The following is a 24,689-nucleotide window of genomic DNA, read 5'->3' on the forward strand; positions in this document are numbered from 1 at the left end:
TCTGGGCGCGTCGAGCGCCCGATCAGCCTGGTTTCTGCCTGTTGCTGTCGCGGGGTGGGTGGCGGCGCGACCTGTTCCGAGCCCCGCGCCTCAGTGCCCCAGCACGGCCCGGACCGCAGCGCGTGCGGCCATCGGGTCGGGTGCGCCGAGGGCGGCCTCGGCCGCTGCCTCGCACGTCTCGAGGGTGACGCGGGAGAGCTGGGCGCCGACGGGGCGTACGGCGCGGGCGGCCATCGAGAGCGACGTGATGCCCATGCCGATGAGCGCCGTCGCGAGCAGCGGGTCGGCCGCCGCCTCACCGCACACACCGACGGGCTTGCCGGCCTCGGTGCCGGCGTGCGCGGTGATCGCGATCAGCTGGAGCACGGCCGGCTGCCACGGATCGGTGAGGTGCGCCAGGTCGGTGGCCATCCGGTCGGCGGCCATCGCGTACTGGGTCAGGTCGTTGGTGCCGATGGACAGGAAGTCGACGACCTCGAGCATCCGGTGCGCGAGGAGGGCGGCGCTCGGGATCTCGACCATGATGCCGGCCTTGAGCCCGCGGGCCCGGACCTTGTCGGCGAAGTCGGACGCCTCGGCCACGGTGGCGACCATGGGCGCCATCACCCACGTCTCGGTGCCGGTGCGCTCGGCAGCGAGGGCGATGCCGTCGAGCTGGCGGTCCATCAGGCCGGGGTTGCCGAAGCTCAGCCGCAGCCCGCGCACCCCGAGCGCCGGGTTCTCCTCACCCTCGTGGGTCGCGAACGCGATCGGCTTGTCGGAGCCCGCGTCGAGGGTGCGGACGACGACGTAGCGGCCGTCGGCGTAGGGCGAGAGGACGTCGGCATAGATGTCGGCCTGCTCCTCGACCGTCGGCTCCTCCTTCTGGTCCAGGAAGCACAGCTCGGTGCGGAACAGGCCCACGCCCTGCACGGGCTCGCGGCCGGCGGACTTCGCGGACGCCCCGTCTGCGACGTTGGCGAGGAGCTTGAGGGGCAGGCCGTCGGCGGTCGCCGCGGGACCCGTCCAGGCCGCGAGCTCCTCGCGCAGGCGCTTGCTCTCCTCCACGCGCGCGCGTGCCTCGTCGGGGTCGGCACCCTGCTCGATGAGGCCGGTCTCCCCGTCGATCACGACGAAGGTGCCGCTCGGCAGCGCCATGACACCGGCCGCACCGACGATGCACGGGATGCCGAGCTGTCGCGCGATGATCGCGGTGTGGCTGGTCGCCCCGCCGCGCTCGGTCACGAGGGCGGTGACGAGCTCGGGGTCGAGCCCGGAGGTGTCACTGGGGGCGAGGTCCTCGGCCACGAGGATCGACGGCTCGCTCGGGATCGGTACACCCGGGGCGGGCTCCCCCACGAGGTGGGCGACGACCCGGCGCTCGATGTCGCGCAGGTCGGTGACGCGCTCGGCCATCAGGCCGCCCATGGTGGTGAAGATCGTGACGAACTGGTCCACGGCGCCCTGGACCGCTGTCACCGGACCCTGTCCGGCCTGGAGGTTCTTCGACACCCCGGAGCGCAGCCCCTTGTCGCGCGCCAGGCCCGCGCTGGCGGTGAGGACCTCCGCCGCCGCGCCCTGGGCGTAGGACGCCTTGGTCGAGAACATCTCGGCGACCGCTGCCGCAGCGTCGTCGTACGCCGCCAGTGCGGCCTCGGCATCAGCGAAGTCGCCGTCACCGAAGCGGGCGATGGCGTCGGGCGACACCTCGCCGCGGACGTGCAGGACGGGGCCGGCGGCAACACCCGGAACGACCGGGGTCCCGCTCAGGGGGTGCGCGGGTGTGGTCATGGACACACCGTAGATCACGCGCTGGTTGACAAGCAACACATTCGGGACTAAAACAACACATACACAGATCGCGGAGAGGGGACCCATGTACGCCGAAGAGCGGCAGCAGGCCATGGCCCACCTGATCAGCCGGCGAGGCCGCCTGTCGGTGGTCCAGCTGGCCGAGCAGTTCGAGGTGACCACCGAGACCGTCCGCCGCGACCTCTCCACCCTCGACCGCATGGGTCTGGTGCGTCGGGTCCACGGCGGGGCGGTGCCGGCCGGCTCGCTCAACGTCATCGAATCAGGCATCGGCGAGCGCGACCAGTCCAACACGCAGGCCAAGGAGGCCATCGCCAACGCGGCGGTCGCCCTGCTCCCCCCGCCCGACTCGGTGGTGGTGATCGACGCCGGCACCACGACCGCACGGTTCGCGGCCGCACTCCCCCGCGACCACCGGCTCACCGTCATCACCCACGCCGTCCCTGTCGCGACCCGGCTCGCCGGCCTCCCGCAGATCGAGCTGCACCTGCTTCCCGGCAAGGTGCGCCCCACGACGCACGCCGCCGTCGGTGCCGACACCGTGGCCGCACTCGCGGACTTCCGCGCCGACGTGGCGTTCGTGGCCACCAACGGCCTCACCGTCGGGCACGGCCTGACGACCCCCGACAGCGACGAGGCGGCCAGCAAGCGGGCGATCATCGCCTGCGCGCGGCGCACCGTCGTGCTCGCCGACTCGAGCAAGCTCGGGGTGGAGACCGCGGTGCGGTTCGCGACGCTCGACAGCATCGACGTGCTCGTCACCGACAGCGACATCGAGGCCGCGGACCGCCGCGCGCTGGAAGCATCCGGAATCGAGGTGGTGATCGCATGATCCTGACCCTGACACCCAATCCGAGCATCGACCGGACGGTGGCCCTGGACGGCGAGCTGACCCGCGGCCAGGTCCACCGGGTCGCCTCGGTGACCTCGCAGGCCGGCGGCAAGGGGGTCAACATCTCCCGCGCGGCCGTCAGCGCCGACATCCCCAGCATCGCCGTCGTGCCCGCCCACAAGGACGACCCGTTCGTCCTCGAGCTGCTCGGCGCGGGCATCGACTGCCGCCCCGTGCGCCCCGCCGGCGACGTACGCGTCAACCTCACCATCACCGAGCCCGACGGCACCACCACCAAGCTCAACTCGCCGGGCGCCGAGGTGCTCCCGATGCACCTCGAGCTGATGGCGCAGACCATCCTGGTCCGTGCCTCTGGCGCTGACTGGACCGTGCTGGCAGGCTCACTTCCTGTGGGCGCGCCCCCGGGTTTCTACGCCGACCTCGTACGACGTCTCCGCGAGGTGGGTGGCCGCGTCGCGGTCGACACCAGCGAGGCCCCGCTCCAGGCGCTGGTCGAGGCCCTCCCCGGCTCGGCGCCCGACCTGATGAAGCCCAACGGCGAGGAGCTCGCCTCCTTCACCGGTGGCGACCCCGACGAGCTCGAGTCCGACCCCGAGGCCGCCGCGGCAGCCGCGCGCGAGCTCATCGCCAAGGGTGTGGGCGCCGTCCTGGCGACCCTCGGAGGCAACGGCGCCGTCCTGGTCACGTCCGAGGGTGCGTGGCACGCCACGCCGCCCCCCACCACTGTCGTCAGCACCGTCGGTGCCGGCGACTCCAGCCTCTTCGGCTACCTGCTCGGCGACATCCGGGGGCTCCCCGCCCCCGAGCGCCTGGCCCTGGCCGTCGCCTACGGCAGCGCCGCCGCGGGCCTACCCGGCACGACCATCCCCCTGCCCTCGCAGCTCCGCACGGAGCTCGTCGGCGTCACTCCCCTCGGAGGCACAGCATGACCGACCTGATCACCACCGACCTCGTGCGGCTGGGCGCCGCCTGGGGCTCGGACAAGCACGACGTGATCCGCGCCCTCGCGGCCGTCGTCGACGACGCGGGGCGCGCGAGCGACAAGGACCAGCTGATCGAGGACGCGTTCGCCCGCGAGTCGACCTCGGCCACCGGCCTGCCCGGCGCGATCGCGATCCCGCACTGCCGTACGACCGGGGTCGAGGTCCCGACGCTCGCCTTCGCGCGACTCGACCCGCCCGTCGACTTCGGCGCCAAGGACGGCCCGGCCGACCTGGCCTTCCTCATCGCCGCACCCGCCGGCGGCGACGCCGACCACCTCACCATCCTCACCAAGCTGGCCCGCGCGCTGGTCAAGCCGGCCTTCACCGACGCGCTGCGCTCCGCCGAGTCGGTCGAGGAGGTCGTCGACCTGATCTCCCACGAGATCGGGGAGCCCGCGCCAGGCGCGAAGGCCGCGTCCCCTGCTGCCCCTGCTGCTGCGGCTGCCGCCGCGGCTCCTGCCGCCGCTGCCGCTCCTGCTGCTCCTGCCACCACCGGCAAGCCGTCGCTCGTCGCCGTGACCGCCTGCCCGACCGGCATCGCCCACACCTACATGGCCGCAGAAGCCCTCGAGGCCGCCGCCGAGCGCGCGGGCGTCGAGCTGCACGTCGAGACCCAGGGGTCCGCCGGCTCCACCCCGCTGGCCCCCGAGACCATCTCCCAGGCCGGCGCGGTCATCTTCGCCGTCGACGTGGGGGTGCGCGACCGGTCGCGCTTCGCCGGCAAGCCGATGGTGAGCTCCGGGGTCAAGCGGCCGATCGACGACGCCGACGCGATGATCGCCGAGGCGCTGCGCTACGCCGCCGACCCGTCCAGCGCGCCGCGCGTGGAGGGGACGGCCAGCGAGGTCAACGCCCACGCGGGCGGCAAGCAGTCGTTCGGCGCCACGGCACGCCGGGTCCTGATGACCGGCGTCTCCTACATGATCCCGTTCGTCGCCGCGGGCGGTCTGCTGATCGCCCTCGGCTTCCTCTTCGGTGGCTACGACATCACGACCGACGGCCAGAGGATCGCCGTCGAGAACACGTTCTTCAACCTGCCGGACCTCGACGAGCTCGGGCTCGAGAACGCCCTGCTGGACAGCCCGTTCTTCGCCTACCTCGGGGCCCTGCTCTTCACCCTCGGCGCGGCAGCGTTCGGCTTCCTCGTTCCGGCGCTCTCCGGCTACATCGCCTACGCCATCGCGGACCGCCCCGGCATCGCGCCCGGCTTCGTCATGGGCGCCGTCGCCGGCGTGATCAACTCCGGCTTCCTCGGAGGCATCGTCGGTGGCGTCCTGGCCGGCATGGCCGCCCTCTGGATCACCCGGTGGAAGGTGCCGACCTGGATGCGCGGGCTGATGCCCGTCCTGGTCATCCCGCTGCTGGCGACACTGATCTCCGGCTTCATCATGGTCGTCGTGCTGGGCAAGCCCCTCGCCGCGCTCATGGAGGCGCTGAGCGACGGCCTCAACAGCCTGCAGGGAGGCTCGGCGATCGTCCTGGGCGTCATCCTCGGCCTGATGATGGCCTTCGACATGGGTGGCCCGCTCAACAAGACCGCCTACGCCTTCGCCACCACCGGCCTCGGCGCCGCCGCGACCGCGACGGACGCCCCGGAGCTCAAGGTGATGGCGGCCGTCATGCTCGCCGGCATGGTCCCGCCCCTGGCGCTCGCACTGGCCACGGTCGTACGCCCCGGCCTGTTCACCGTTCCCGAGCGCGAGAACGGCAAGGCGGCGTGGGCGATGGGTGCCTCGTTCATCACCGAGGGGGCGATCCCGTTCGCGGCGGCCGACCCGCTGCGCGTGATCCCGCCCATCATGGCCGGCAGCGCCGTCACGGGCGCCCTCTCGATGGGCCTCGGCGTCAGCCTCCGGGCCCCGCACGGCGGGATCTTCGTCCTCTTCGCCGTCGACGGCGTGCTCGGCTTCCTGATCGCCCTGGTCGCCGGCGTGCTCGTCGCCGCCGCGCTGGTCGTCCTGCTCAAGAGCACCAACAAGGCCGACACCGACCTCGCTACGGTGTGACCCACGCCTCACCCCATCCGACCCACCCGAAGGAGCACCATGCCCAGCAAGTCCGTCGTCGTCGGCTCCGCCGTCGGCCTCCACGCCCGCCCCGCCGCGATCATCGCCGAGAAGGCCGGTGAGCTCGGGACGGAGGTCACCATCAACGGTGTCGACGCCAGCTCGTCGCTGATGATCATGACCCTCGGCGCCGGCAACGGCGACACGGTCGAGGTGGCCGGCGACGACCAGGCCGCGGTCGACGCGATCGCCGCGCTGGTCGAGCAGGACCTCGACGCCTGACCGCACCACCCGACCGACTGCATCGAGCGGTGCTCCAGCCACACTCCCCCCGACGTGGAGGGTGGACGGGGCACCGCTCGATCTGCGTCGTACGCCGACCCGCGGGCCGGGTCAGGAACCGCGGAGGTAGCGGACCCGCACCCGCAGCGCCTGCTCGAGCTCGCCGAGCACCTCGGTGAAGAACTCGCGGCGGTAGTTCTCGTCGGTGACGGCGTAGACCGCGAAGTAGAGGCCGCTGAAGGCGGCGAGGAACGTCGAGACCTGGAGCAGCTCCCGGCTGACGGGGATGTTCCAGGCGTAGGTGAGGTCGGTCTCGATCCAGGTCGAGAGCACGTCGTCGTCCATCGCCACCACGCCGAAGACGATGAAGAAGGCGAAGACCGCCAGGGCGAGCAGCAGCACCTGAAAGGCCTGGGTGATGAGCAGGACGAGCACGAGGTTGGTGCGCTGCAGTCCGACGACGTCGGCGTCGTCACCGAGCTCGTCGCGACCGACCTCGTCGTCGAGCCGGTCCACCTCCTCGGTGAGCCGGACGACGAGGAAGCCCGTCGCGAGTGCCGCGAAGAGCATCACCGCACCCCAGAGGACGCCGCCGTCGAGCGCGGACGCGATCATCCACACCTCGGTGTTGATGAAGAGGAACGTGACGAAGAGCAGCAGCATCGGCAGCGCCCGCGTCGCGAGCGGGAACAGCAGTCCCAGGCTGGACAGGGTCTGCCGCACCGCCCAGACGCCGATCAGGTGCACCCGCAGGGCGCGTCCGGCGTAGACCGCCGCCACGGCGAGCAGCACCGTCACGGCCGTGGAGATCCCGGACGCTGCGTCGTCGCCGCCCCAGACGGCGACCGCCACCCCGGTGGGGATCGCGAGCAGCAGGCCGACGGCTGCCACCAGCAGCAGTCGGCCACGGGCCAGGCGCCGGCGCACCTGCTCGCGGATCGGGTCGACGAAGTAGGGCAGGCCGTGCGCCAGGAACCAGGCCTCCGCCTCGGCGCGGCCGGTCGGCTCCGCCGGCTCGGCGCGCGTCACGCGAGGATCTCGCGCGCGCGGCGTACGTCGTCGTGCATGGTCTCGATGAGCGCCGCCATCCCCTCGAACTTCACCATCCCGCGGAGCCGCTCGACGAACGCGACCTCCACTTCAACGCCGTAGAGCTCGAGGTCGTCGCGGTCGAGGACGTAGGACTCCACGCGGCGCTCGCGCTCGCCGTCGAAGGTCGGGTTGGTGCCGACGGAGATGGCAGCGGGGTAGCGCTCGCCGGTGTCCAGACGGGTCAGCCAGCCGGCGTAGACCCCGTCGGCGGGTGCGGCGTCGATCGGAGGCACCGGCACGTTGGCCGTCGGGTAGCCCATCTCGCGGCCGCGCTTGTCGCCCTCGACGACCGTTCCGCGCACGGTGAAGGCCCGGCCGAGCGCCTCGGAGGCGCCCGCGACGTCGCCGGAGGCCAGGCACTGGCGGACGTAGGTCGAGCTCCAGACCTGCGGACCGCCGTCGAGCGCCACGCCGACGGTCTCGAAGTCGCGCGTCGCGCCGGCCTCGACGAGGGTGGCCACCTCGCCGGCCGCCCTGGCGCCGAAGCGGAAGTTGGCGCCCACCACCACCGCGGCGGCGTGGAGCGCGTCGACCAGGATGCGGTCGATGAACTCCTGCGGCGACCAGCGGGAGATCTCGCGGTCGAAGCCGATCACCAGGATGCAGTCGACGTCCGCGGTCTCGAGGAGCCGGGCACGCGTGTGGATCGAGGTCAGCGTCGGCGGCGCGTGCTCGGGCCGCAGGACCGCCATCGGGTGCGGGTCGAAGGTGACCGCGACGACGGTGTCGACGCCGAGGCGGGTGGCCGTCTCGCGTGCCTCGCGCAGCACGTGGGCGTGGCCGAGGTGTACGCCGTCGAAGTTGCCGATGCTGACGACGGTGCGGCCGAGGTCGGCCGGCACGTCGTCGACTCCACGCCAGATCTGCACGGGCAAACACTACTCAGCGGTCGGAGCCGGAAGGTGAGGCACCGGGCCTCCCCCTGGTTGAGGTCCGGTGCACGCGGTCCCAGCCTGCCCCTGCACCGGTCTGTTTCGCCAGGATGGACCGCGCTGGTCAAGACCACCGCCACGCCGCCGGTCCCCGGGTCGTCCTCAGACGAAGACGGCAACCGCCTTGGCCTGCTCGCCGCGCTGCTCGTAGAGGGCGAGGAACCCTCCCTCGGGGTCGAAGACCGCGTGGGGGCCCTCTCCCGGGAGCATCAGCGCGAGGGCGCGCCCGAAACGGACGTCCGCAGCCTGCTCCTCGGTCAGCTCGACGACGGGGAACGACGCCCGCGCGGCCTCGGCGATCGGGACGACGTCGAAGGACTCGCCCAGCTCGTCGAGGGTGCGGGCGCGGGACAGGTCGAAGGAGCCGACCGCCGTGCGTCGCAGGGCGGTGAGGTGCCCTCCGACGCCGAGCGCCGCGCCCAGGTCACGGGCGATCGCGCGGATGTAGGTGCCCGACGAGCAGCGTACGGAGATCCGTACGTCCGGCAGCGCCACCTCGTGCACCACGAGCTCGTGGATGGTCACCGGACGGGCCTTCAGCTCGACCTGCTCCCCCGCGCGGACGCGGGCGTAGGCACGCTGGCCGTCCACCTTGATCGCGGAGACGGCGGTCGGGACCTGATCGATGTCGCCGACGAAGCGCGCCAGCTCGGCACGTACGTCGTCCTCCCGCACGCCGTCGGTCGCGTGGGTCGCCACGACCTCGCCCTCCGCGTCGTCGGTGGTCGTCGACGCGCCGAGCCGGATGGTGGCGTCGTAGGCCTTCTCGGTCAGCATCAGGTGCCCGAGCAGCCGGGTGGCGCGGTCGACGCCCAGCACGAGGACACCGGTGGCCATCGGGTCGAGGGTGCCGGCATGGCCGACCTTGCGGGTGCCGGCCAACCGGCGCACCCGCGCGACGACGTCGTGCGACGTCATGCCCGGGGACTTGTCGACGACCACCAGGGCGGGGTCGACCATCAGGCGCGGTCGTCCTCGTCGGCGGACGCGTCCTCGCTCGCGGGCAGGGGCTCGGCAGCGGGCGGGACCTCCTCGAAGCCGAGGTCGGACCCGTCGTCGAGCGCGTCGGGCTCGCCCTCGAGGTCGTCCTCGTCGAGGATCTCGCGGGGCTTCTTGTACGGGTCGGCCTCGCCGGCGTAGGCCTCCACGCGGCGCGCGGCGACCTCCTCGTCCTGCTTGCGGGCGCGCTCGAGCACCTCGTCGAGGGCGCGGGCGCTCTCGGGGAGGGCGTCGGGGATGAAGGTCAGCGTCGGGACGATCCGCATGCCGAGCTGCTTGGCGACCTCGGAGCGGATGACGCCCTTGGCCGACTCGAGAGCCGCGGCCGTGTTGGCGAGCTCCTCGTCGGCACCGAGGACGGTGTAGAAGATCGAGGCCTGCTGGGAGTCACCGGTGACCCGGACGTCGGTGATCGTCACGAAGCCGAGCCGCGGGTCCTTGATCCGTCGCTCGAGCATCTCGGCGACGATGACCTGGATGCGGTCGGCGATCTTGCGGACGCGGGGGTTTGCCATGGATCTACCTTCTCGAGTTCCCAGCCGGGACCCCCGGGCGGGGGAAGTCTTGCGCTGTTGGGGTGTTGCAACGGCCGAACCGTGCAGGAGTCCCCGCCTCAGCGGGGACTCCTGCATCAGCTCAGCAGATCAGGTGCGCGCGATCTCGCGCATCTCGAACGACTCCACGACATCGCCGATCTTGATGTCCTGGAAGTTCTTGAGCACGATGCCGCACTCGAACCCTTCCCGGACCTCGGACGCGTCGTCCTTCTCGCGACGGAGCGAGCCGAGGTCGAGGTTGTCGGCCACGACGGCGCTGTCGCGCAGGATCCGCACCTTGGCGTTGCGGCGGATGAGACCCGAGGTGACCATGCAGCCTGCGATGTTGCCGGCCTTGGACGAGCGGAAGATCTCGCGGATCTCCGCCTGACCGAGGGTCGACTCCTCGTAGATCGGCTTGAGCATGCCCTTGAGGGCTGCCTCGATCTCCTCGATGGCCTGGTAGATGACCGAGTAGTGCCGGATCTCGACACCCTCCTTGTCAGCCATCTGGGTCGCCTTGCCCTGCGGGCGGACGTTGAAGCCGATGATGATCGCGTCGGACGCAGCGGCCAGGTCGACGTTGGTCTCGGTGATCGCACCGACACCGCGGTCGATGACGCGCAGCGAGACCTCGTCGCCCACATCGATGTTGGCGAGGGCGTCCTCGAGCGCCTCGACCGAACCGGACACGTCGCCCTTGAGGATGAGGTTGAGCTCCTGGCTCTCGCCCTTCTCCATGGAGGCCATGAAGTCCTCGAGGCTGCGACGCACGCGACGCTTGGCCTGCATGGCCGCACGCTCGCGCGCCTCACGCTTCTCAGCGATCTGGCGAGCCATCCGGTCGTCGTCGACGACGATGAAGTTCTGGCCCGCACCCGGCACCGCCGAGAGACCCAGCACCATCGCGGGACGCGACGGGTCGGCCTCGGTGATCTCGTTGCCGTGCTCGTCGAGCATGGCGCGGACACGACCGTGGGCCGGACCGGCGACGATCGAGTCGCCGACGCGGAGGGTTCCGCGCTGGACCAGCACCGTGGCGACCGGACCGCGACCGCGGTCGAGGTGCGCCTCGACCACGAGGCCCTGGGCGTCCTGCGTCGGGTTGGCACGCAGGTCGAGCGACGCGTCGGCAGTCAGGACGACGGCCTCGAGCAGCTTGTCGAGGTTGAGCCCGGCCTTGGCCGAGACGTCGACGAACATCGCGTCGCCGCCGTACTCCTCGGGGATCAGGCCGTACTCCGTCAGCTGGCCGCGGACCTTGGTCGAGTCGGCGTCCGGCTTGTCGATCTTGTTGACCGCGACCACGATCGGCACGTTGGCAGCGCGGGCGTGGTTGAGCGCCTCGACCGTCTGCGGCATGACGCCGTCGTCGGCCGCGACGACCAGGATCGCGATGTCGGTGGCCTGGGCACCACGAGCACGCATGGCGGTGAACGCCTCGTGACCGGGGGTGTCGATGAGGGTGATGCGACGGTCGTTGCCGTCGACCTCGGTGTGGACCTGGTAGGCACCGATGTGCTGGGTGATGCCACCGGCCTCCTTGTCGACCACGTTGGCGTCACGCAGCGCGTCGAGGAGCTTGGTCTTTCCGTGGTCGACGTGACCCATGACGGTCACGACCGGCGGGCGGATGACCAGGTCGTCCTCGTCGCCCTCGTCGGCGCCGAACTCGAGGTCGAACGTCTCGAGCAGCTCGCGGTCCTCGTCCTCCGGGGACACGATCTGGACGACGTAGTTGAGCTCCTCACCGATGAGCTCGAAGGTCTCGTCGCCGACCGACTGGGTCGAGGTGACCATCTCGCCGAGCGAGAAGAGCATCTGGACCAGTGCGGCTGCGTCGACGTTGATCTTCTCGGCGAAGTCGGTCAGCGAGGCGCCACGCGGGAGACGTACGGTCTCGCCGTTGCCCTTGCGGACCCGCACGCCACCGATCGTCGGGGCCTCCATGGCCTCGAACTCCATACGACGCGCACGCTTGGACTTGCGTCCTCGACGCGACGGGCCGCCAGCGCGCCCGAAGGCACCCTGGGTCTGGCCACGCTGGCCGGGGCGCTGGCCGGGACGGCCGCTGGCGTTGGGGCCGAAGCCACCGGGACGACCGGTCGTTCCGCCGGCAGCACCGCCGGGTGCGCCGCCGGGACGACCCGGGGCGCCACCGCGGGATGGGGCACCGGGACGACCGGGACCGCCGCCGGGGCCGCCACCGGGACCGCCACGGGCGGGCCGGGCACCGGGACCGTTGCCGAAGGCAGCCGGGGACTTGGGCATCATCGCCGGGTTGGGGCGCGGCATGCCGGGGCGTGCGTCGCCGCCACCGCCGGCCGGCGGGCGCGGCGGGCGCGTGTCGTCGCTGGGCGTGCGGGGCGCCGGGCGCGAGCCCATGCCCTGGCTCGGCGCGAACGGGTTGTTGCCGGGGCGCGGGGCTCCGGGACGACCCACCGGGCGCGGTGCCGGGGACGGGCTCTTGGCGGCCGGCGCAGCCGGTGCCTCGGGCTCGGCCGGCGGGGCCTCGGGCTCGGCCACGGGGGCCTTGGGGCCGGGCTTGGGGCCGGGGCGTGCAGCCGGTGCGGCCTCCTTGACAGGAGCGGCCGGGGCAGGAGCCTCGGTCGGCGTCTCGGCGGGCGCCTCGGTCGCCGCAGGTGCGGCGGCAGGCTTGGGACCGGGCTTCGGGGCGGCCTTCTTGGCCGGCGCCTCTGCCGCGGTGTCGGCGGCGGGAGCGGAGGCCGCAACGGCCTTCAGCTCATCGCCGTACTGCTTCTTGAAGCGCATCTCGACGGGGGGCTCGACAGTCGACGAAGCCGACTTGACGAACTCACCCATCTCCTTGAGCTTCTCGAGAACGAACTTGCTCTCGACTCCGAACTCCTTGGCGAGTTCGTGGACTCGGGTCTTTGCCACGGTGGGTTACTACTCCTTCTGGTCCGTGACCCCAGAAGGAGAAAACGGACCAGCTAGTGGGTGTGCACACTCATTACGAGTTACTCATCGAGTGCTCATGAGCTGTGTGCTCCAGTTTCTGGTCGGTGGTGCTGTGATTCGGACTGGTCGTGCGGGTGGTGCTGATCCTGGTGCAGTGCGGCGAGATGGTCCTCCACCGGTGCGCCGGCGAGCGGGACACCCGAGCGGAGTGCCCGGGAGAATGCTCGGCGTCGCACTGCGAGCTGCCAGCACTCCTGCGTGGGGTGGAGGTGCGCCCCGCGGCCGGGTGCCCGGTGGTCCGGATCGGGCACCAGGGCTGGTCGGCCCTCGGCATCCGAGCCTGCGACCACGCGCAGCAGCTCGCTCACAGTGGCCCTGGCCCGGCAACCCACGCATGTCCGGACGGGTCCGGGCACAGGGTTGTCAGACGTGGTGGCCACTGCTCATCACTCTACTGCGTCGGGCCAGTGCTTTACGAACTGGCAGCCCCGCCTCAGTCCACCGGGGCGGGCGCCTCGTCCGAGCGGATGTCGATCCGCCAGCCGGTGAGCCGCGCGGCGAGTCGCGCGTTCTGCCCCTCCTTGCCGATGGCGAGGGAGAGCTGGAAGTCAGGGACGACGACGCGGCACGAGCGCGCGGCCAGGTCGACGATCTCCACCGCGGTGACGCGGGCCGGCGACAGGGCGTGGGCGACGAGCTCGGCCGGGTCCTCGGCCCAGTCGACGATGTCGATCTTCTCGCCGTGCAGCTCGCTCATCACGTTGCGCACCCGCTGGCCCATCGGCCCGATGCAGGCGCCCTTGGCGTTGACCCCCGCGACCTTGGTGTGGACCGCGATCTTGGTGCGGTGGCCGGCCTCGCGGGCGATCCCGGCGATCTCGACGGTGCCGTCGGCGATCTCGGGCACCTCGAGGGCGAAGAGCTTCTTGACCAGGGTCGGGTGCGAGCGCGACAGCGTGATCTGGGGTCCGCGCATGCCCTTGCGCACCGAGGTGACCAGGCACTTGATCCGCTCGCCGTGGACGTACTGCTCCCCCGGCACCCGCTCGCTCACCGGCAGGATGGCCTCGAGCTTGCCGAGGTCGACCATCACGTCGTCGGGGTTGCGGCCCTGCTGGATGACGCCGGAGATGATGTCGCCCTCCTTGCCGGCGAACTCCCCGAACCTGATCTCGTCCTCGGCGTCGCGCAGCCGCTGCAGCATGACCTGCTTGGCGGTGGTGGCCGCGATCCGGCCGAAGCCGGCGGGGGTGTCGTCGTACTCCGGACCGGCGGTGCCGTCCTCGTCGAGCTCACGCGCCCAGACCGTCACGTGCCCGCTCTTGCGGTCGAGCTCGACGCGCGCGGGGTGCTGCGACTCGGTGGCGCGCTGGTAGGCGGTGAGGAGGGCCTGCTCGATGGCCTCGCAGAGCACCTCGAAGGAGATCTCCTTCTCGCGCTCCAGCATCCGCAGGATGCTCAGGTCGATGTCCATCAGTCGTCCTTCTTCTCGCTCTTGCGGTTGAACTCGATCTGCACGAGCGCCTTGGCGATGTCGGCATAGGCGATCTGCTGCTGCTCGCCGTCCACGTCCAGCGTGACGGCGGTGTCGTCCGAGGTGGTGATGCGTCCGGTCACGTCGGTGCCGTCGACGGTGGTGACCTTGACCAGCCGGTCGGCGTTGCGGCGCCAGTGGCGCGGCAGGGTCAGGGGGCGGTCGACGCCTCGGGAGGTGACCTCGAGCGTGTAGGGCATCTCGCCCATCACGTCGGACTCGTCAAGCACACGGGAGACCTCACGCGTCGCGTCGGCGACGTCGTCGAGCGTGACACCGCCGTCCTTGTCGACGGCCACGCGGAGGACCCGGCGCTTGCCGGCCGGGGTCAGCTCCACGGCCTCGACGTCGAGCTCCATCACCTTCAAGGGGTCGATCAGCTCCGCTTCGATGCGGTCCCGGGTGGCGTCCTGGTGGGGGGTGCTCATCGGTGGCGACCTCCTTCTGAAGTTGTTGTGGGCTCACGATAGCGGCCCGTCGCGCAGGTCGGTCATCCACCGCCGACTGGTCCGGTCCGGCACCGGGTGACCTAGGGTTCGCACGTGCCCGGCCGCCCGCTCTCCCGTCGTACGACGCTGGGCGCGGCACTCGCAGCGCCTGCGGTGCTGGCCGGCTGCGACATCGATCCGCCCCTCGACGAGAGCAGGTCCTCGTCGGCGACGCCGCCTCCCCCGGAGGACTCCGAGCTGGTCGCCGCGGTCGTGGCCGCCCTCGCACGGGCCCAGGCGGTCCTTGCTGCGGCCACGGGTGCGGTGCCGAGCCTCGACGCCCGGCTCGCACCGGTCGCGGCCGCCCACGTGGAGCACCTCGACGTCCTGGCCGGCGCCGTCCCGGAGGCCGAGCTCCCCACCCCGGCGCCCGCCTCCGTGCCTGCTCGCCCCCGGGATGCGCTCACAGCCGTACGACGCTCCGAGCAGCGCCTGCTGCGCGAGGTGCGCGCCGGCTCCCTCACCGCCGCCAGCGGTGACCTCGCGCGCGTGCTGGCCAGCATCGCCGCCTCCACGTCGCAGCACAGCGCGGCCCTGGCGGAGGTCACCCCGTGACCACCCTCGACGCCCTCCAGACGACTCTCGCCGGCGAGCACGCCGCGCTCTGGACCTACGGCGTGCTCGGGGGACGTACGTCCCAGTCGGCGACGCCGGACCTCTTCGACGCACTCACCGCCGCCCACCGCCGACACCGCTCACGCCGTGACCAGCTGCGGAGCCTCGTGGAGGATGCCGGTGGCGAGCCGGTCGCCGCGGCGGCGACGTACGAGCTGGACGGGCCCCTGCTGCGCAGCACCGCGGTGCAGGCTGCCGCCCTCGCGATCGAGGTGGCGGGCGTCGAGACGTTGATCGCTCTGGTCGCCCAGTCGTCGGGGGCCGTGCGCGAGTGGGCGCTGACCGAGGCGACGTGGTCGGGGACCTGGCAGCTCGAGCTGGGCGGCGCCCCGCAGACGTGGCCGGGCGCGCCCGAGCTGGACTGACCTCCACCGCGACCCCGGAAACAGGGAAGCGGCCCGCGGCCTCAGCTCTTGGGAAAGTCCCGAGATCTCTCCCAAAAGCCGAGGACGCGGACCGCATCTGTGGGGTTGGTCAGCATCACCCTGTGCAGCTCCTCCTGTGGGGGAGGTGGAGCCGCATGCACAATCATGCATTCGATCCGACCGCTGCGGAACCACAACGCCGTTGCATGTTCGTGCAACGCACAAAGATGCAGAGCCACCCCTTCGAGGGCCTCGGAGGCGTACGGCGTCGGCGAGCGAGGTGACGGGCGCGTCCCCTGTCGCGGACGGGGACACCATGAAGGCAGTTCGAGCTACGACCAGACCTCGCCTCGCTCAGCGGACCGCCATCGGGGGGCGAACTGCCTTCATGGTGCTCGCAGGTCAGCCGCGGATCAGCGCCGCGACGTGCTCGGCCGCCGTGCCGACCGGGACCTCGACGCGCTCGTCGGTGCGGCGGTCGCGGACCTCCACGGTGCCGTCGGCCAGACCGCGGCCGACCGTGATGATCGTCGGCACGCCGATGAGCTCGGCGTCCTTGAACTTCACTCCGGGACTGATCTTGCCGGTCCGGTCGTCGAGCAGGACGTCGAGGCCGCGCGCGGCGAGGTCGGTGGCGAGCGACGCGGCGGCGGTGTGGACCTCGCCCTCCTTGCCTGCGGCGACGACGTGGACGTCGGCGGGCGCGACGTTGCGCGGCCAGCAGAGACCGATCTCGTCGAGCGTGCCCTCGGCGATGGCGGCCACGGCGCGCGAGGGGCCGATGCCGTAGGAGCCCATCGTGACCGTGACGAGCTTGCCGTTCTCGTCGAGCACCTTGAGCCCGAGCGCCTCGGCGTAGGAGCGACCGAGCTGGAAGATGTGGCCCATCTCGATGCCGCGGGCGGACTCGAGGGTGCCCTCGAGGCAGTGGGGGCAGGCGTCGCCGTCGCGGACGTCGGCGGCCTCGATGGTGCCGTCGGGGGTGAAGTCGCGACCGACCACCATGTCGATCACGTGCGACCCGGGGACGTTGGCGCCGGTGACCCAGCGGGTGCCCTCGACGACGCGGGGGTCCACGAGGAAGCGGATGCCGGACTTCGATGCCTCGCCGAGCGCCTCCGGGCCGATGTAGCCCTTCACCAGCGCGGGGTGCTTGGCCATCTCGGCCTCGTCCATCGCCTCGACCTCGATGGGCTCGAGCTGGCCCTCGAGGCGCTTCTGGTCGACCTCACGGTCGCCGGGTACGCCGATGGCGAGCGGCTCACGGGTGCCGTCGGGGTGCTTGAGCACCACGAGCACGTTCTTGAGGGTGTCGCCGGCCGCCCAGGGGCGGTCGTCGCGCGGGAAGGCCGCGTTGAGGTGGGCCACGAGCGAGTCGATGGTGGGCGTGTCCGGGGTCTCCTCGGCGTGTGCCGCGGGAGCCTTGTCGTACGGGATCGCCTCGGGTGCGCGGACGGCGACGGCCTCGACGTTGGCGGCGTAGTCGCAGTGGGTGCAGCGCACGTAGGTGTCCTCGCCGACCTCGGCCTTGGCGAGGAACTCCTCGCTGGCCGAGCCGCCCATCGCGCCGGACGTGGCCTTGACGATGACGTAGTCGAAGCCGAGCCGGTCGAAGATCCGGATGTAGGCGTCGCGGTGCAGCTGGTAGGACTTCTCGAGGCCCGCGTCGTCGATGTCGAAGGAGTAGGAGTCCTTCATCACGAACTCACGCCCCCGCAGCAGCCCGGCGCGCGGACGCGACTCGTCGCGGTACTTGTTCTGGATCTGGTAGATCGAGAGCGGCAGGTCCTTGTAGGACGAGTAGAGGTCCTTCACCACGAGGGTGAACATCTCCTCGTGCGTGGGACCGAGCAGGTAGTCGGCACCCTTGCGGTCCTTGAGGCGGAAGATGTTGGGGCCGTAGTCCGTCCAGCGCCCGGTCGCCTCGTAGGGCTCGCGGGGCAGGATGGCGGGGAACGACAGCTCCTGGGCACCCATGTCGTCCATCTCCTCGCGGATGATGGCCTCGATCTTGCGCAGCACCCGCAGACCCAGCGGCAGCCAGGTGTAGACGCCCGGCGCGGCGCGGCGGATGTAGCCGGCGCGGACCAGCAAGCGGTGGCTCGGGACCTCGGCGTCGTTGGGGTCGTCACGCAGCGTGCGCACGAACAGGGACGACATGCGGAGGAGGCGGCCAGTCATGGGCGCAAGGATAGGTGTGCGGCACGCGGCACGACGAACCCATTGATGCCCGGACGCAACCGACGCCGCCACCCCGACGTCTCCACCACGACAGGCACAGCACCGGCCACCACCTCGGGAGCACCCACCATGCATCGTCCGACCTCCGTCGCGCTCCTCGCCACCCTCGCGGTCGGTGCCGCGCTCGCAGTCCCGGCGCAGGCAGCCGCGCCCACCGCCGATCTCCAACCGGACCGGCTGGCCCGCGGCGCGGACATCGCCGTCCCGCACATCGAGGACGGCGTCTTCGTCGACGGTGAGCGGCGTCTTGAGCTCCCCGGCACCGAAGCCGAGACCGTCGGGGCCTCGCTCGGCGGATGGATGGTGGCGACGCACCGCACCAACGGGGTCGGTGAGACCCGCGGCCACCGGGTGGTGCACGTGACGCCGAGCGGGACCGTCCGTACGGTGCTGCGCGACATCGGGCCGACCACGGTCGTGGTCAGCGAGGACGGCAGTGCCCTCCTCGGCGTCTCGCAGACCGGGCGGTCGCGTGCGACGGTCAAGCAGTGGTCACCGGTCACCGGCACGCTCAGCACGTCGCGCTCGTTCCGCGGCTACCCCGAGGTCGTGGCGGCCGACGGCGTGAAGGTGCTGCTGCGCACCACGACGCGCACGTTCTTCTGGAAGTTCGCCAAGGACCGCGTACGTCGTCCGCTGACGACCCGGCTGACAGGTCTCGCGAGCATCGAGCACGACCTGCTGGCGACCTACACCCAGGACCCCTACCTCGGCGGCTGCACCCGTCTGGCGCGACTGCGGCACCCGAAGGTCACGGTGTGGAAGTCCTGCACCGACCGAGTCGCCGCCATCTCCCCGGACGGGACGCAGATGCTGACCTTCGGCATCCTCACCGACGGGCTCGGCCCCGGCGAGATGCACCTGCGCGAGATCGACGGCACGAAGCTGGCGACGTACACGACCAGCTGGTTCAGCGGCTGGGAGTGGGAGTCGCCGACAGCGGTGCTGCTGGACGTCAACGGCCAGCGGGAGTCCGCCACGGTGCGCTGCACCCTGGCCGCCTGCGAGAACGCGACCGACCCGGTGAAGGTCGAAGCGCCCTGACCTCGCTCAGATCCCGAGGACGGTGAACGACGCCGCGGTCGCGGCCAGCACCGGGTCGCCCGCGGCCATCGTCCGCGCGGCGAGCAGCGCGTCACCCAGTCCACCGCCTGCACGCAGGCTGGCGTGGAGGGCCACCATCACCTCGACGGTGGCGGCGTCGTCGACCTCGGCGAGGCTGGAGACGACGCCGGCCGTGCCCATCGACAGCAGTGCCGCGGCGAGGCCGAGCAGCTCCTGGTCGCCGACCGGCGCCATCACACCGGACTCGCAGGCCGACAGCACCACCCGGTGCGGCGGACGCTGGAGCCGTTGGAGGTCGTGCACGAGGAGCGGACCGTCGGCGAGGGTGAGCGAGGAGAAGAGCGGGCTGTCCTCGCGGAAGTGACCATGCGCGGCGACGTGCGCCAGCGCGGCCCCGTCGAGCGCGGTGAGCGCAGCCGCCACCGTTGCACCAGCACCGTGGAGCACCTCGATGCCCGAGTCCTGCGCGGCCACGGCCGGTACCTCCGCGCCGCCGCTGCCCAACCCGGGACCGACGAGCATCACGCGACGATCATCCGTGGGCCGTGCGGATCGCGCCCGCAGCCACAGCCGCGCGGACGGCGTGCTGGTCACCGGGCGCTCGGTCAGCCCCGGCATCAGTCCCCACGGCACCCCTTGCAGGGCGCTCGTGCCGGACACGACCACGCGCGCCTCCCGCACGTGGTCCAGCGCCGAGCCGAGCAGAGCACGCTGGAGCCGCGTGCCTGCGACGTCGAGCTGGGTACGTCGACCACGGGCGGCCTGCCGGAGCGAGAACAACGCGAAGTCCACGGCCTTCGTGGCCGCGGCGGCAGACCCGACGTCGAGACGGCGTACGCGACCGCGACCCGCAACGAGCGCGTGGATCTCACCGTCGACCTCGACCAGCTCCACCAGGACCGTGTCGTCCTCGACCAAGGCTTCGATCAGGTCGCCGACATCGAGCGTCGAGACCGTCACGCCGGTGCCGCGCAGGTGGAACATGCGCTGCCGCACGGACTGCTCGAGCCGGGTCGCCCGGGCCTGGAGCCGCTCGGTGGGGGCCCCGTCCGCGCGCGCCTCCGCGAGCCGACGGTGCTGCGCGCGGAGAGCCGCCAGATCAGCAGTGGTCGCAGGGTCGTGCTGGTCCCGAGCTGACGGGATCGTCAGGGAGGTGGCACGCCACCGCTCCGACCAGCGCAGCAGCTGGCGTGGGTGCCCCGAGGCGAGTGCAGTGCGGGTGCCGAGCTCGGCCAGTCGGGCGCCGTGGCCCGACGCCACGGCGCGCAGCTCCTGGCTGCCGAGCGTTGCCCGGTGCTCGTCGAGCGCCCGGAGCCCGGTGTCGCATGCCCGAACCACACCCCCCAGGTCGCCCGCGAGCGCACGGCGCTGCGCGAGTGCGAGCCACCCCAGGACGCGCACCCTGCCGCTCGAGCTCCGGCGAAAACCTGCCGCCTCGTCGAGCCAGGCCGCGTTCAGGGCGGCCGCGCGTGGCGAGCGGACCGCTCGTGCCAGGCGTGCCCCCAGCAACAGGGCCGGCGGGAGCTCCGCAACCTGCGCCTCGCGGCATCGGGCCACAAGACGCTCCGCCTTCCGGAGCAGCGCCACAGCGGGCAGCCCCGCCTCGGTCCGGGCGGCGAGGCCGAGGAGGTCGGCCTGCAGCCGGTGGACGTGGCGCGACTGCCCCCTCAAGAGACGGCTCGCCTCGTCGGCGGCGCTGGTGGCGCGTGTCCAGTCGCCAGCGGCCAGCGCCGCCTCGGCGACAGCCACCAGCAGGTCCGCCTCTTCGCGCGGCAGCAGTGGCCGCGCGACGAGCGCCTGCTCGACGACCTCCAGAGCGTCGGTTGCCAGGCCGGCAGCCAGGTAGGCCAGGCAGCGGTCGTAGACGAGGTCGACGCTGGTGAGCCCGATCGCGTCGAAGCGGGCATCGGCATCGGCGTACAGCTCGAGGGCGAGCGGCAGGTCGCCACGGACGTAGGCCAGCCAGCCGGTGTTGTGCTGCGCGAGACCCGCATCGAAGTCGTTGCCGAGCGCTGACGCGAGCTCGCCGTAGGACGCGAACGCCTGTGCCGCCGCCTCCAGATCGCCCAGTCCGACGTCGACGAGCCCCTCGAGGTTGAGGGCGCGCTGCTCCCAGATGTGGTCGCCCCCACCGGCAAACAGCTTCCTGGCCTCCCTCAGGTCGGTAGCGCTCTGCTCGAACTGGGCGAGCAGGTGGCCCGTGACCCAGGCCCGGCGCACCAGTGCACGACCGAGAGGCACGCCGTGCAGCACCGACACCGACTGGTCGAGCTTCCGCATGCCTTCCGGCACCCAGCCCGCAGCGCAGAGCGTCCCGCCCAGGGTCGCCAGCGAGTCGCCCCACCGCTCGTCGTCACCAGATCGCCGCGCCAGGCGCAGAGCCGTACGCAGCTCGCGCAGGGCCGCGTCGGTCTCACCCAGGTCGCGCAGCACGATCCCGACGATCTGGTGCCCGATCGAGGCCACCGCCGGATCGGCATCAGGAACAAGCTCGTCCTCGGCGCGCTTCCTCTTGAGGTCGCTCTCCGAGAAGACGGTGCGCAGCAGCTCCTCCGCCTCGGCCCGATCCACGAGTCCATCCTTGCTGATCTCGTCGAAGGCGTGTGGTCATTCCACTCCTCACGGCGCTCGGGCTTCGCTAGCGTCGTGGCATGAGCGACTGGAAGATCGGCGACGACGCACGACGACGAACGACTGACCAGCTGCGCGACTTCCGCGCGGCGAACGACGGCCAGGTGGCGTGGGACACCGAAGCCCCCGCGGACTTCACCTACGTGTTCCACCCCCACCGCGTGCTGGTGCGGGCTGCGGACGCCGACGACTTCGAGCGTGCGGTGGCCCAGCTCGACAAGGGCGTCCTCACCGAGCCGCCGCGTCGCGACGACGTGCGCCTGCTCGACGGAGAGCTGGTCCGGTACCTGCTGCCCGAGCGCGTCGACGGCCAGTCCGTCCCGGACGTCCTCGACCTGCTGGAGCGGAGTGGGCTGCGCCCCGGCGCGGCCTCGCCCGACCACTGGGTGCACGTGGCTCCAGGAGGTCCCGGAGGCAACCTGTGCCCGGCCATCGAGCCGGAGGAGACGGGCCTCAAGGAGCCGTGGCCGCCACAGGTCCCGCAGCGCAAGAAGTCCTGCGACGTCAACGTCGTCGTGGTCGACACCGGGTGGAACCCGCCGTCCGGCACCGACCCGCGTACGCCGTGGCTCGACGGCGTCACCGGTGACGACGAGCTCAACGGTCCGGACCTGCGGACCTACGCCGGTCACGGCACCTTCATCGCCGGTGTGGTGCGCTGCGTCGCCCCCGAGACGAACGTCTTCGTCGAGGGCTTCGCGATCGGCGGCCTCGGTGGCGGCGGCGTCCTGGAGTCCGACCTCGTCCTGCAGCTCGAGGAGGCCCTCGCCCACGACCCGCAGGTGATCAACCTTTCGGCCGGCTGCCGGACCCGCATGGACTACCCGTCCATCGCGCTCGAGCTCTTCTACCTCTTCCGGCTCCGCAAGCGCGACTGCGTGCTCGTGGCCGCGGCCGGCAACGACTCGTGGTCGGCGCCGTTCTGGCCGGCCGCCTTCGACTGGTGCGTCGGCGTCGGCTCGCTCGACCGCGACGGCCGAGTGTCCGACTTCTCCAACTTCGGGGTCTCCGCCGACGTCTACGCGCTCGGTCGCAACCACGTCAACGCGTTCCCCGACGGCACCTTCGTGTGCCACGAGAGCCCGAACAAGGGCGACGTCCGGGTGTTCGACACCGGCATGGCGAGGTGGAGCGGTACGTCGTTCGCCGCCCCGCTGGTGGCCGGCAGGATCGCCCGGGAGATCTCCGAGACCGGCGCGTCCGCGAAGGATGCGCGCGACGCCGTGCTGGCCAGCGCGAGGTACGACTCGGACCCGATGGTCGGCCCGCACCACGAGCTGGACCTCCTTCCCTAGGAGGACCGGGCGCGGCGCAGGGTCAGAGCGCCACCCAGACGCTGCTGGAGACCGATCCCCCGAGCCGGACGGTGAACCGCAGGGATCCGGTCGGCTCGGCCTCGATGGCGAAGAACCCGACCTCGTCGAGCGACGTCGTCCACGACTGGCCGTCCGTGGTCTCCACTGTGACCTCCACGGATCCCATGTCCCCGTCGAAGTCGAGCAGCTGGCCGCGGACCTGGCCGCCGTCGATCTCTGCGTCGAGCGACCAACCCTCCGCGGCGGTGAAGTAGAGCATCCGGGCAGTGGCGAGCCCGCGGACCTGCGCGGCCGGCTCCTGTGCCGAGTCGCGGACCAGGACGAGCAGCTCCCACTCCTGGTCGAGGTCGGCGGACACGACGGCGGCGATCATCGTCGCGGTCAGCCCGGGCGGCGGCGGATCGGCCCGGCGCCACATGTCCCGGAGTGCGTCCAGGAGCTGGGTGTCGTCGTCGGTGGTCATCGCTCGCCTCCTCTCGTCAGGGCGGTGCGCAGCTTGGCCAGGCACCGGGCCCGCGTGGGACCGATGCTCCCGACGGGCATGTCGAGGTCCTGGCTGAGTGCGTGGTAGTCGGGTCGGTCCATGAAGGCGATGACGCGCAACAACCTGCGGCACCGGTCGTCGAGGGTGGCCACGGCTCCCCACAGCCGCGCCGCCTCGTCGTCCAGCACCGCCACCGTCTCCGCCGACTCCTCGTCGGGGAGCGCGGCAGCCAACGCCTCGTCCTCCACCGGGGCCGCACGTCGCGCGGCCTTGGTGTGTGCGGCTGCGCCGCGCCTGGCTGACGTGATCAGCCAGGACGCGACCGCCTGTGGGTCAGCAATGGTCCGGTGGAGGCGTACGAATCCCAACCAGGTCGCCTGAATGACGTCTTCAGCCGAGCTCCGGTCGTGCCCGTATGCCCTCACCACGTGCCACAGCACCGGAGTCATCGCGGAAACCAATTCGTCCACTGCGGTGGCGTCCCCTGCACGCCACGCCGTGAACGCCCCACTGGCCTTGTCCCACGGTGACTCCTCGAGCTGCCCCTCAGCTCCTCGATGCTCCGACATGGTGACCATTGTCCCCATGTCTTCACAGGAGGAGGCACACGCCGTGCTGATACATCCTCACGGAAAGTTTATTTCTGAACTGCCCGGAGGCCCTCAGAACATGAGCGTCGCGAAGGTCGCGGTCTGCTCGAAGCCGACCGTCGCGTACGCCGCCCGGGCCGGGGTGTTCCAGTCGTTGACGTAGAGCGAGACGACCGGCGCCACGCCTGTGTCGAGGACGTGCGCCACCACGGCGGCCATGCCGCTGACCGACAAGCCCTGCCCACGCCGGTCCGGACGGACCCACACGCCCTGCACCTGGGCGGCGTACGGCGTCACGCAGGCGACCTCCGCCTTGAACACGACGCCCTGCTCGTCGAAGCTCGCCATCGACCACCCGCGCCCGATCAGCTGCCGGATGCGGGCGCGGTAGAGGTCGCCGCCGCCGGCGTCGTTCTCCGGCGAGACCCCGACCTCCTCGGTGTACATCGCGACGCACGCCGGGTAGAGCGTGTCGAGGTCACCGGGGGTGGTGAGGCGTACGTCGGGCGCGGGCGCGACCTCCGAGCGGTGGCGGATCTCGAGGTGGGGCTGGCGCGAGCGGTACTCCCGGGGCCTGGACCAGCGGGGCTCGACGAGCTCCCACAGCGCCGCCACGACATCGCTGGGTCCGACGATGGTGCCGACCGAGTGGCGGCGGCGCAGCGCCACGTCGGCGAAGGCGCCCACGTCGTCGGGCGTGCACTGGACCGGCACCAGGTTGGCGCCGAGGTGGCAGCCGGCGACGAGCTCGTCACCCTTGAACCTGCCCCACACCTGGCCGCCCAGCCAGCGCTCGTCGAGGTTGGTGAGTCGGGCGCGGTAGTCGGCGAAGACGTTGACGACCGGGTCCTGCTCCGTGAGCGCGACGAACAGGTCCCGGTCACCCGGGCCCAGCACGCGCACCTGCTCGCGGGTCCTCAGCACGCCGGGAGCCTAGCGCTCGGCACTCAAGAGCCACGAGAGG

21 protein-coding genes and 1 pseudogene are annotated in these 24,689 nt (G+C 71.8%); 8 read left to right on the forward strand and 14 right to left on the reverse strand.

Going from position 1 to position 24,689, the window contains the following annotated elements; all coding sequences use genetic code 11:
* Positions 1–90 precede the first annotated feature (90 nt).
* Positions 91–1,770, reverse strand: coding sequence for a phosphoenolpyruvate--protein phosphotransferase (gene ptsP / locus BM127_RS06155; protein ID WP_091196863.1), 1,680 nt, complete (start codon positions 1,768–1,770; stop codon positions 91–93).
* A gap of 85 nt (positions 1,771–1,855) precedes the next feature.
* Between ptsP and BM127_RS06160 the strand changes: the two genes are divergently transcribed.
* From BM127_RS06160 to BM127_RS06175, 4 genes are read left to right on the forward strand one after another with little or no spacing between them, the layout of a single operon-like run.
* Positions 1,856–2,623, forward strand: coding sequence for a DeoR/GlpR family DNA-binding transcription regulator (locus BM127_RS06160; RefSeq protein WP_091195999.1), 768 nt, complete (start codon positions 1,856–1,858; stop codon positions 2,621–2,623).
* Positions 2,620–3,573, forward strand: coding sequence for a 1-phosphofructokinase family hexose kinase (locus BM127_RS06165; protein ID WP_091196002.1), 954 nt, complete (start codon positions 2,620–2,622; stop codon positions 3,571–3,573). The genes BM127_RS06160 and BM127_RS06165 overlap by 4 nt, the downstream gene beginning before the upstream one ends.
* Complete coding sequence (locus BM127_RS06170; protein ID WP_091196004.1) at positions 3,570–5,633, forward strand: PTS fructose transporter subunit IIABC; 2,064 nt, start codon at positions 3,570–3,572, stop codon at positions 5,631–5,633. The genes BM127_RS06165 and BM127_RS06170 overlap by 4 nt, the downstream gene beginning before the upstream one ends.
* Positions 5,634–5,672: 39 nt before the next feature.
* Complete coding sequence (locus BM127_RS06175; protein ID WP_091196007.1) at positions 5,673–5,915, forward strand: HPr family phosphocarrier protein; 243 nt, start codon at positions 5,673–5,675, stop codon at positions 5,913–5,915.
* Positions 5,916–6,026: 111 nt separating this feature from the next.
* Here the strand turns inward: BM127_RS06175 and BM127_RS06180 are convergent, their stop codons facing one another.
* The 8 genes and pseudogenes from BM127_RS06180 to rimP all read right to left on the reverse strand — a co-directional run bounded on the left by BM127_RS06180 (position 6,027) and on the right by rimP (position 14,358).
* Positions 6,027–6,944 (reverse strand): hypothetical protein, encoded by a 918-nt coding sequence (locus BM127_RS06180; RefSeq protein ID WP_091196011.1) that lies wholly within the window; start codon positions 6,942–6,944, stop codon positions 6,027–6,029.
* The gene (locus BM127_RS06185; RefSeq protein ID WP_091196014.1) at positions 6,941–7,876 is read right to left on the reverse strand and encodes a bifunctional riboflavin kinase/FAD synthetase; all 936 of its coding nucleotides are present in this window, start codon (positions 7,874–7,876) and stop codon (positions 6,941–6,943) included. The genes BM127_RS06180 and BM127_RS06185 overlap by 4 nt, the downstream gene beginning before the upstream one ends.
* Before the next feature lie 165 nt (positions 7,877–8,041).
* Positions 8,042–8,899, reverse strand: a complete 858-nt coding sequence (gene truB, locus BM127_RS06190) for a tRNA pseudouridine(55) synthase TruB (protein ID WP_091196016.1) — start codon at positions 8,897–8,899, stop codon at positions 8,042–8,044.
* Positions 8,900–9,051: 152 nt separating this feature from the next.
* A pseudogene (rbfA, locus tag BM127_RS06195) lies at positions 9,052–9,453 on the reverse strand (30S ribosome-binding factor RbfA); the annotation flags it as partial.
* 129 nt (positions 9,454–9,582) lie between these two features.
* A complete protein-coding gene (infB, locus tag BM127_RS06200; protein ID WP_091196022.1) occupies positions 9,583–12,375 on the reverse strand; it encodes a translation initiation factor IF-2 in 2,793 nt (930 codons plus the stop codon).
* Positions 12,376–12,470: 95 nt separating this feature from the next.
* On the reverse strand, positions 12,471–12,836 hold the full coding sequence (locus BM127_RS06205; protein WP_308249288.1) for a YlxR family protein: 366 nt from the start codon (positions 12,834–12,836) through the stop codon (positions 12,471–12,473).
* 53 nt (positions 12,837–12,889) lie between these two features.
* Positions 12,890–13,870, reverse strand: a complete 981-nt coding sequence (nusA, locus tag BM127_RS06210) for a transcription termination factor NusA (protein WP_091196027.1) — start codon at positions 13,868–13,870, stop codon at positions 12,890–12,892.
* On the reverse strand, positions 13,870–14,358 hold the full coding sequence (gene rimP / locus BM127_RS06215; RefSeq protein ID WP_091196029.1) for a ribosome maturation factor RimP: 489 nt from the start codon (positions 14,356–14,358) through the stop codon (positions 13,870–13,872). Before rimP ends, nusA begins: the two co-directional genes overlap by 1 nt.
* Before the next feature lie 114 nt (positions 14,359–14,472).
* On the opposite strand from rimP, the gene BM127_RS06220 reads away from it, so the two are divergent.
* The gene (locus BM127_RS06220; protein ID WP_139227669.1) at positions 14,473–14,973 is read left to right on the forward strand and encodes a hypothetical protein; all 501 of its coding nucleotides are present in this window, start codon (positions 14,473–14,475) and stop codon (positions 14,971–14,973) included.
* Positions 14,970–15,398, forward strand: a complete 429-nt coding sequence (locus BM127_RS06225; RefSeq protein ID WP_091196035.1) for a DUF4439 domain-containing protein — start codon at positions 14,970–14,972, stop codon at positions 15,396–15,398. Before BM127_RS06220 ends, BM127_RS06225 begins: the two co-directional genes overlap by 4 nt.
* 402 nt (positions 15,399–15,800) lie before the next feature.
* Here BM127_RS06225 and BM127_RS06230 read toward each other — a convergent pair whose 3' ends face one another.
* Positions 15,801–17,579 carry a proline--tRNA ligase gene (locus tag BM127_RS06230; protein WP_231263287.1) on the reverse strand — a complete coding sequence of 593 codons (1,779 nt, stop codon included), beginning with the start codon at positions 17,577–17,579 and terminating at the stop codon, positions 15,801–15,803.
* 129 nt (positions 17,580–17,708) lie between these two features.
* On the opposite strand from BM127_RS06230, the gene BM127_RS06235 reads away from it, so the two are divergent.
* The gene (locus BM127_RS06235; protein ID WP_139227670.1) at positions 17,709–18,683 is read left to right on the forward strand and encodes a hypothetical protein; all 975 of its coding nucleotides are present in this window, start codon (positions 17,709–17,711) and stop codon (positions 18,681–18,683) included.
* A gap of 6 nt (positions 18,684–18,689) precedes the next feature.
* Here BM127_RS06235 and BM127_RS06240 read toward each other — a convergent pair whose 3' ends face one another.
* Entirely contained in the window at positions 18,690–21,275 is a 2,586-nt protein-coding gene (locus BM127_RS06240; RefSeq protein WP_091196042.1) for a CHAT domain-containing protein, read from the reverse strand.
* A gap of 80 nt (positions 21,276–21,355) precedes the next feature.
* On the opposite strand from BM127_RS06240, the gene BM127_RS06245 reads away from it, so the two are divergent.
* Positions 21,356–22,630 (forward strand): S8 family peptidase, encoded by a 1,275-nt coding sequence (locus BM127_RS06245; RefSeq protein ID WP_091196045.1) that lies wholly within the window; start codon positions 21,356–21,358, stop codon positions 22,628–22,630.
* A gap of 22 nt (positions 22,631–22,652) precedes the next feature.
* On the opposite strand, the gene BM127_RS06250 is transcribed toward BM127_RS06245, so the two are convergent.
* From BM127_RS06250 to BM127_RS06260, 3 genes are all read right to left on the reverse strand, one after another.
* Positions 22,653–23,114, reverse strand: a complete 462-nt coding sequence (locus BM127_RS06250; protein ID WP_091196048.1) for a hypothetical protein — start codon at positions 23,112–23,114, stop codon at positions 22,653–22,655.
* Positions 23,111–23,713: an RNA polymerase sigma factor gene (locus BM127_RS06255; protein WP_372476616.1), complete on the reverse strand. Its 603-nt coding sequence runs from the start codon at positions 23,711–23,713 to the stop codon at positions 23,111–23,113. The genes BM127_RS06250 and BM127_RS06255 overlap by 4 nt, the downstream gene beginning before the upstream one ends.
* A gap of 84 nt (positions 23,714–23,797) precedes the next feature.
* A complete protein-coding gene (locus BM127_RS06260) occupies positions 23,798–24,649 on the reverse strand; it encodes a GNAT family N-acetyltransferase (protein WP_091196052.1) in 852 nt (283 codons plus the stop codon).
* Positions 24,650–24,689: the final 40 nt, after the last annotated feature.

This window comes from Nocardioides alpinus, assembly GCF_900112035.1.
Lineage (GTDB): Bacteria > Actinomycetota > Actinomycetes > Propionibacteriales > Nocardioidaceae > Nocardioides > Nocardioides alpinus.

What these genes read in the sequence shown, in the direction of transcription:
- truB (WP_091196016.1), bottom strand. Translation starts at nt 8,899, where the DNA reads ATGGTCGACCCCGCCCTGGTGGTCGTCGACAAGTCCCCGGGCATGACG.
- BM127_RS06250 (WP_091196048.1), bottom strand. Translation starts at nt 23,114, where the DNA reads ATGACCACCGACGACGACACCCAGCTCCTGGACGCACTCCGGGACATG.
- rimP (WP_091196029.1), bottom strand. Translation starts at nt 14,358, where the DNA reads ATGAGCACCCCCCACCAGGACGCCACCCGGGACCGCATCGAAGCGGAG.
- BM127_RS06230 (WP_231263287.1), bottom strand. Translation starts at nt 17,579, where the DNA reads ATGACTGGCCGCCTCCTCCGCATGTCGTCCCTGTTCGTGCGCACGCTG.
- ptsP (WP_091196863.1), bottom strand. Translation starts at nt 1,770, where the DNA reads ATGACCACACCCGCGCACCCCCTGAGCGGGACCCCGGTCGTTCCGGGT.
- BM127_RS06255 (WP_372476616.1), bottom strand. Translation starts at nt 23,713, where the DNA reads ATGGTCACCATGTCGGAGCATCGAGGAGCTGAGGGGCAGCTCGAGGAG.
- BM127_RS06175 (WP_091196007.1), top strand. Translation starts at nt 5,673, where the DNA reads ATGCCCAGCAAGTCCGTCGTCGTCGGCTCCGCCGTCGGCCTCCACGCC.
- BM127_RS06235 (WP_139227670.1), top strand. Translation starts at nt 17,709, where the DNA reads ATGCATCGTCCGACCTCCGTCGCGCTCCTCGCCACCCTCGCGGTCGGT.
- BM127_RS06170 (WP_091196004.1), top strand. Translation starts at nt 3,570, where the DNA reads ATGACCGACCTGATCACCACCGACCTCGTGCGGCTGGGCGCCGCCTGG.
- BM127_RS06245 (WP_091196045.1), top strand. Translation starts at nt 21,356, where the DNA reads ATGAGCGACTGGAAGATCGGCGACGACGCACGACGACGAACGACTGAC.
- BM127_RS06165 (WP_091196002.1), top strand. Translation starts at nt 2,620, where the DNA reads ATGATCCTGACCCTGACACCCAATCCGAGCATCGACCGGACGGTGGCC.
- BM127_RS06160 (WP_091195999.1), top strand. Translation starts at nt 1,856, where the DNA reads ATGTACGCCGAAGAGCGGCAGCAGGCCATGGCCCACCTGATCAGCCGG.
- nusA (WP_091196027.1), bottom strand. Translation starts at nt 13,870, where the DNA reads ATGGACATCGACCTGAGCATCCTGCGGATGCTGGAGCGCGAGAAGGAG.